Annotated in this window: 8 protein-coding genes; 2 read left to right on the plus strand and 6 right to left on the minus strand. The window is 38.6% G+C overall.

All coding sequences use genetic code 11. The annotated features are described in order from the left end of the window. The first annotated feature begins 303 nt into the window (after nucleotides 1-303). Together FTU67_RS13860 and FTU67_RS13865 are read left to right on the plus strand one after the other, a co-directional pair. Nucleotides 304-633, plus strand: a complete 330-nt coding sequence (locus tag FTU67_RS13860) for a four-helix bundle copper-binding protein (RefSeq protein WP_004641881.1) — start codon at nucleotides 304-306, stop codon at nucleotides 631-633. Between the two features lie 213 nt (nucleotides 634-846). Further along, the gene (locus FTU67_RS13865) at nucleotides 847-2,172 is read left to right on the plus strand and encodes an ISNCY family transposase (protein ID WP_160232252.1); all 1,326 of its coding nucleotides are present in this window, start codon (nucleotides 847-849) and stop codon (nucleotides 2,170-2,172) included. Nucleotides 2,173-2,223: 51 nt separating this feature from the next. Here the strand turns inward: FTU67_RS13865 and FTU67_RS13870 are convergent, their stop codons facing one another. The 6 genes from FTU67_RS13870 to FTU67_RS13895 all read right to left on the minus strand — a co-directional run bounded on the left by FTU67_RS13870 (nucleotide 2,224) and on the right by FTU67_RS13895 (nucleotide 7,135). Continuing rightward, entirely contained in the window at nucleotides 2,224-2,517 is a 294-nt protein-coding gene (locus tag FTU67_RS13870) for a type II toxin-antitoxin system RelE/ParE family toxin (protein WP_000221358.1), read from the minus strand. Beyond that, nucleotides 2,507-2,752 (minus strand): type II toxin-antitoxin system RelB/DinJ family antitoxin, encoded by a 246-nt coding sequence (locus FTU67_RS13875; protein WP_104988060.1) that lies wholly within the window; start codon nucleotides 2,750-2,752, stop codon nucleotides 2,507-2,509. The genes FTU67_RS13870 and FTU67_RS13875 overlap by 11 nt, the downstream gene beginning before the upstream one ends. Before the next feature lie 179 nt (nucleotides 2,753-2,931). Further along, nucleotides 2,932-3,876 carry a copper resistance protein B gene (locus FTU67_RS13880; protein WP_004668309.1) on the minus strand — a complete coding sequence of 315 codons (945 nt, stop codon included), beginning with the start codon at nucleotides 3,874-3,876 and terminating at the stop codon, nucleotides 2,932-2,934. Further along, nucleotides 3,863-4,201 (minus strand): hypothetical protein, encoded by a 339-nt coding sequence (locus FTU67_RS13885; protein ID WP_104988059.1) that lies wholly within the window; start codon nucleotides 4,199-4,201, stop codon nucleotides 3,863-3,865. Before FTU67_RS13885 ends, FTU67_RS13880 begins: the two co-directional genes overlap by 14 nt. Continuing rightward, nucleotides 4,188-5,999 carry a copper resistance system multicopper oxidase gene (locus FTU67_RS13890; protein WP_154320113.1) on the minus strand — a complete coding sequence of 604 codons (1,812 nt, stop codon included), beginning with the start codon at nucleotides 5,997-5,999 and terminating at the stop codon, nucleotides 4,188-4,190. The genes FTU67_RS13885 and FTU67_RS13890 overlap by 14 nt, the downstream gene beginning before the upstream one ends. Nucleotides 6,000-6,883: 884 nt before the next feature. After that, nucleotides 6,884-7,135, minus strand: a complete 252-nt coding sequence (locus FTU67_RS13895) for a DUF4041 domain-containing protein (protein WP_104988057.1) — start codon at nucleotides 7,133-7,135, stop codon at nucleotides 6,884-6,886. Nucleotides 7,136-7,434 lie beyond the last annotated feature (299 nt).

Consider the following 7,434-nt stretch of genomic DNA (forward strand, 5'->3'; position numbering starts at 1 on the left):
TCTGCCTGTTTCAAGATGGACATGATCTGACTGTCAGTAAATTTAGATGTTTTCATGCAGAATCTCCTGCTCGTATCTTAAGAGAAAATTCTACTTTTAGATCCTATTATTTTTAGGGGGGATTACCCTATCCTAATTAAAAACAGTTTTTTAATAATTTGGAATATAAATAAGATTTAGGTAAAATTAACATTATTCATATAAATTAACATTATGTATTACATTTACTAATAATTTAAAATAATTAGTAGAAAAAAATTATGTTTTAATTATTTCTTTGATTATATAAATTGAGAGTAAAAAATGATTAATACGGAATTTTCAGAGTGTATTTCTGCATGTACAAACTGTTCACTTATTTGTACTGAATGTGCAACTTCTTGTTTAAAAGAAAAAGATTTAGAGATGATGCGTGAATGTATTCAACGTTGTCTAGAATGTGCAGATATTTGTCAGTTATGTGTGCGTATGCAACAACATAACTCACCTTTCCTCAAAGAGATTTGTGAGCTTTGTGCTAAGATCTGTGAATATTGTGCGGAAGAGTGTGAAAAACATTCACATGATCATTGTAAAAAATGTGCTGAGGCTTGCCGTCAGTGTGCAGAAGAATGTCGAAAAATTGCCATGTAAAATACTTCAATAATGTTAATTATATGGCTCTAGACTAACATAATCATTCTGCTAGTCTAGAGCCTTTCCTAAAATTAACATAATACACCTTATACGAAGCCAAAAATGTAAGCCCAAAATAGAAATGTCCGGTTTCTCCAAAGTAAAAATGTCCGCTTTTAGAATATGCATTTTTGCAATTTCCTTAGCGGACGGTTTGATATGTTGGTGTCTATGTCGGATAAAGAACTTAAACGATTGTCGGTCTTGCAGGAAATCTGTGATCAACGCATAACCCAGTCCCAGGCTGCTCAGTTACTTCATATTTCAGAGCGTCAGATCAGACGCTTACTGCAGAAATACAAAGCTCAAGGCCCAGTTGCATTAGCCCATGCCGGTCGTGGTCAAATCAGCAACTCCAGGCTTCCTGAAGAACTCAGACTCAAGTGCCTCAATATTGTTTCGGATCAACTGCATGGTTTCGGACCCACTTTAGCGCATGAAAAGCTCACTACCATTCATGGATTCGACATTTCGGTGGAAACACTACGTTCTTGGATGATTGCAGCCGATTTATGGATTCCTCGATCCAAGCATCTGAAACGCCCGTATCAGCCTCGTTATAACCGGGACTGTTATGGTGAACTGATTCAAATTGATGGCTCACACCATGACTGGTTTGAAGGTCGAGCCCCTAAATGCTGTCTGCTGGTGTTTATCGATGATGCCACAGGAAAATTGCAGCATTTACGCTTCTGTGAATCAGAATCAGCCTTTGACTATATGATTTCAACACGTTTGTATATTGAGCAGCATGGTAAGCCGTTGGCATTTTACAGCGATAAACATTCAGTCTTCAGGGTGAATCAAAGCAGTAAGAAAGACACCAAGATTACCCAGTTTGGGCGCGTACTCAGCACCCTGAATATCGATATTATCTTCGCTAATTCACCACAGGCCAAAGGCCGTGTAGAACGGGCCAATAGAACGCTTCAGGACCGTCTGATCAAAGAAATGCGCCTGGAAGGCATCTGTTCGATTGAGCAAGCGAATGCCTGGCTACCCTGCTTCATTGAGCAGTTCAATCAGAAGTTCGCCAAGATGGCTTTTAATCCCAAGGATTTACACCGGACTGTTACTGAAACTGCTGAGGAGTTAGATGATGTTTTTACTTGGCGTGAACCCCGCAGAGTCACGAATAGCCTGACGATTACTTATGATAAATGCGTATATCTCCTGGAAAACACGGAAGAAAACCAAAGATTGATTGGTAAGTATCTTGAGTTCCTAGAATACCCGGATGGTACAGTCGCGATTGAATATCAGGGAAGAAAAATCAATTACAGCATCTTCGATAAATTAAGTCAGCTGAACCAGCGAGAGATTGTTGAGAATAAACGTTTAGGTGCTGTTCTCAATCATATTCAACAACAGCATGAAGAATTGGAACAGCAATACAAACGCAATCGTTCTCAATCTATGCCAAGAAGACGTGCACAGAAAACAGCAATTCAACAACGAAATCTGAATCCTGTGCTTGACTTGGAAATGTCTGTATAGGACATTTCTACTTGGGAATAACACAAAAATGGGAGCTTTAAGCTCCCATTTTTAGTCTTTAATTCGCTTTTTCGCTTCGTCATAAACTATGCTATCAGCTCGTTTTCCGACGGTAATGAGCAGGATAACTACCTGATCATCTTTAACTTGATAGACAAGTCGGACACCAGCTTTTAATAATTTGATTTTATAGCAACCTGCAAGATCGCCTCTAAGCATATTCTTTGGAATATGTGGCTGCTCTATGACTTTGGCTAGTTTCTTTTTAAATTGATCTCGTATAGCAACAGGGAGTTTTTCCCATTCTGCTGTAAAGTCCTTGTGACGTAAAAGCTTATAAGTCATCTAATGTGACTTCCTCAAACATCTCTTTAGGATCATTAATGCGCTTACGGACAAGAGCTAATAATTCTTCATCTTCTTCTGAAAGCAAAGCTTTTTTGACAGGCAGTTTCCCAGTCGTAGCAACATACTCAAGAATACTAGTGAAGAAATCCGTAGGTGTAATACCTTGCTCTTTAAGGATTGAATAAGATTTTTCTTTAAGGGCTTCATCGATCCTGAAGTTAACAGTAGCCATCATATTTCCCAAGTATTTAATGTACTAGGAATATTGTAATGCAAATTGCATTACAAGTCGACTTCGCATAACAGCCATTATGTTAAATGGAAGGAAGCAAAATAAGTTAACATTTTGCTTCCGGCCACATTAAGCTAGAGTTTTATTTAAATAAAGCTATTTAGTAATCATTAAATTAATTAAAATCTAAATCTAACACCAGCTCCATATAACCAACCTTTCTCAGAGTTTGATTCTATTTGCCACGACGTTTCATCATTACCTTTTGAATACTCATAGGCAATGTCGATATACGGCATGATCTTTTTACTGATTTCATAGCGAGTTTCAAACCCTGCGGTTGCACTGCTTAAACCAGTTTTTTTCGCATATTTAGAGTCATCACTAAAGATAGCATCCAACTCTAAATAAGGTTGAATAATCAACTTTTGCGTAATCAGAAAATCACGTTCCGTTTCTAGGCTAAAGCCCGCATAATTGTCTTCTCCCGCATAGAGATAAGCATCAGTTTCAAAGAAATATGGCGCCATACCATGTAAGCCAATCACCGCATCAACATTTTCTTCGGTGTCTTTGCGATGATCATTGAGTTCAACTTTTTCACTACGATAACGTGCACCAATCTGTGCATCCCAAAAGTCTGAAATCATACGGCTATATAAAAGTTTGGCATCATAATGTGCATCATGCGATTCTTCTTTATCGGCATGAATTTTAATAAAAACCTTATTTTCATCTGTGCCAATACGGGTTTCAAACTCTGACTTTAAATCACCTGTGCCATCTTCATTGACAAGCCACTTATTGTCCACTGTCGTAATCGCATAAATTTGCGCACCGTGTTCTGAGCGATGATCATAATGCGAACTCTGCTGAGCATTCGCATCTGGTACATGATGTAAATGATTAACCGTAGATGTTGCCTGATGTTGTGCCTGATTCATTTGGCTATGGTTCATTTGAGAGCGATCCATTTGCATCGGCTGATTTTGACTAGAAGATGTAGCAACTGTCATTTTTTCAGGCGCACTATGATCTTCACCATTATGTGCCAAACTCACTGCACTGACCATCAACAAAGAGCTTGCTAAAACAGTTTTAGAAAAAAGATTAATGGTGCGCATGTTGATCTCCTTTCTGTACTTTTTGATCTTGCTGTTTCTCTGTTGATTTGTGATGCATTGGCTGATGACCTGCATGTTGATGGTTCATCGGTGCTGAATGTGCAGTATGATTCATTTTCCCCATCATCTGCATGTGTTGTGCATGCTCTTGTGGAGAATGCTGTGAATGATCCATCTCAGACATCGCTTGATGATTCATTGATGGTACATTTTTTCCATCAGTCTGAGCAGTTGAATGATGCCCTTCGTGCGCCAAACTTAAGCTTGTTAAACTCAATACCGCAACAGAAAAAAACGCTTTAAATACAAAATTAGTGATGTGCATGTCCAGCTCCTTTTTGCTCAGTTACTTGGTGAGTTTGAGTCGAATTTGTACCTTGAATTGGCGTTGTAGACACTTGTTCATCGCTAACATTTGCCACGATCAACTTGTTCATCATTCCTGCACTCATGTGATACAACAAATGACAATGGATTGCCCATTCGCCCAACTCATCCGCAGTTAATAAAGCAGTCACTGTTTTACCCGGTGGTACAATCAATGTGTGTTTATTCGGCATATCTACCGACTCTTGACCATTCTCCAACTGCATAAACATGCCATGTAAATGCATGGGGTGCGCCATCATACTATCATTAATAAATTTGATACGGATACGCTCGCCATACTTCACTTTTAATGGCTCAGCATCGCTGAATTTTTTACCGTTAATCGTCCAAATATAACGCTCCATAGTACCGCCCAAACGCACTACTAATTCACTGCTAGCTTCACGAGTATCTTTTTGCGGTTCTAAAGATTTTAAATCACTATATTGCAAGGCTTTATTGCCCGCAGGTGTAGATGCATTTGCCCAACCATAAACCACTTGATCATTTTCTTGTGGTTTTGCTGTGCCATGCTGTGAATGATCCATTTTCGAGTGATCCATGCCTTGCATATCGCCATGGTTCATTTTTGAATGATCCATTTTCGAGTGATCCATGCCTTGCATATTGCCGTGGTTCATTTTCGAATGATCCATTCCTGCATGATCACCGCCACCATGTCCCATATCTTCCATGGTCAAAAGTGAGCGTGGACGTGGTGCAGGCATATGAATGCCATGTGTCATAGGATTTAGTTCATTGTGCAGTGTACCAATCGCATAGCCTGAACGGTCAATTGACTCAGCTTCAATTTGATAATGTCCGCCTTTTGGCTCCACAATCACATCATAAGTTTCAGCTGTGCCAATACGAAACTCATCCACAGCAACAGGTTTTACAGGCTGACCATCAGCACTGACCACAGTCATTTTCAAGTTAGGAATACGGACATCGTAGAAAGACATCGCAGATGCATTCACAAAACGTAGGCGAATTTTTTCATTCGGTTTAAACATTCCTGTCCAATTTTGTTCAGGTGTTTTGCCATTAATGAGGAAGGTATAACCTGTAACATCCGACATGTCGGTTTTTAGCATACGCATCTGATTCCACATTTTGCGGTCAGACCATGTCGCTTTTATGCCATCACGTTTAACCTGCTTCCAAACATCACCCAAGGTTTCACGCTGATCTTGATAATATTCAGCTGAAATTTTAAGATCTTTCTGAATTTGATCACTGGTTTTTTCATGAAAATCTGACAACATCACCACATAGTCACGTTCAGCTTTTTCATGTGCTGCCAATGGTGTTTTACCTTTTGGATAAATCACAAAAGAACCATATAAGCCGTCCTGTTCCTGTCCTTTAGAATGAGCGTGATACCAATAAGTCCCGCTTTGGCGAATCTTGAATTTATAAACATACTCGCTTTGAGGCTTAATACCGTTAAAACCATTAAATCCCGGTACACCATCCATAATGCCCGGCAACAACAGTCCGTGCCAATGAATAGAAGAATCTTGGTTTTTTAAATTATTTTTCACGCGAATGATGGCTTCATCACCCTCTTCAAACTCAAGCAAAGGCGCAGGAAATTGACCATTTACGGTAATGCGCTTTACAGGCTTTCCAGTTGGGCTGACCACTGCTTCATCAATAACAAGCTGATATTCACGCACTTCGGCAAAAACCAAAGGCGACGATGCAAAACAAATACCTGCTAATAGGTACGAACTAATTTTATGAGACATAACTTAACCTTAATTTTTGAAAAATAAATAAATTTTAAAAAAATTGGTTAAGCTTTAGGGGGACGTGAAATTTCTTGCCAATACCCATTTAGATATTGGTTGGGGTAATAAAAATTAGGCTGATCTATAGAATAGAAGGTATCTAGGGGATCTAGCGAGCTTTGCAAAGAATGAAGACATGAGATCTGTGTCTGGCAGGATAAGCTAGAACATTCCTGACACTTTTTGTGATCTATATTCTGATTAAGAGCTAAATGATTATGGCAATCGGTATTCGTCTGTACTTCGTGATTAATACCATGTTGAGTGACTTGCTGTGCTTGATCTAAACAATGATCTTGGCTCATTTCAGTTTGCATATTGATATGCATTATCTTTACTGATGCAACAGACACACTACTCCATCCTATGGCAAAAATCATAAGAAAACAAAACCAAAGTTTTTTGGAGAGATGAGTCAACACGAATGCTATCTAGCAATAGAATTTAATCCAAAATATCTTAACGGAATTTTCAAATATTTACAACTCAATATAATTTAGTAGTTTCTCTAAAATTAACATAATACACCTTATACGAAATTCTTATATTTTTTCTTTATTTTTCAATGGTATAATACAATCTTTAAAGCCCCTTTTCTCCAATCGGGGCTTTTTTATGATTTATTACGTTCCACGCTTACTATTTGATCAATGTTCCACGATTTTAATAAGTCAAGGTGAACAATCAGATCAGCCATATGGCCTTAAAGGATAAATTTCGTCATTTTATTATGGCCAACATCAGGGTGAAGTGTGTCTAAGCTTTTTTGAAGCGAATATCATCGACTTAGGTCCCTATTTGCAACAGTACCCTCTTTCTACCATTTTTATAGATCGCTGGTATTAGCCTTCCACCCTCTGCTGTTGAAATTCACTTGACCCAGTCTGTTGTTGTGCCTTGAAGGCTAAAACCAGGGCTATAAGTTTAAATTCTTCCAAACGTAACTTTAAAAATGATTCATGAATTCGGGTATGACCGAATGCTTCTCCATAATGATTGATCAGGATAAAGTCATCTTGTAGTGCCTGAATAAACAGGTCCACAGTGTCATGGTCTAATTGGGATAAATACAGATCAGCTTTACTGTTAAACACATGAGTAACCAGAGCGATGGCAGAAAGTTGGCGATTTTCTTCGACATACTCACATTGCCCCCCGTGCTTGCTGCAATGGCATTTTTTATTTTACAGCGGACTTCTTTTAACTGCCGCGCGGCATGAATCTCCCCATAGCCCGAGAGATTTTATGTTAAATAATAAAAATATCCTCTGTACACGACAAATTTCACAGAACCCTTATCCTATCAGGATTCTGCTTTCTTAAAATTGCCAAAATTTCCTTAAACTCTTCTTTTTTCCCAAAACCAATTAAACGCTGAATCGCCATTTGAACA

It is taken from the genome of Acinetobacter sp. YH12132, from assembly GCF_013418645.1.
Lineage (GTDB): Bacteria > Pseudomonadota > Gammaproteobacteria > Pseudomonadales > Moraxellaceae > Acinetobacter > Acinetobacter indicus.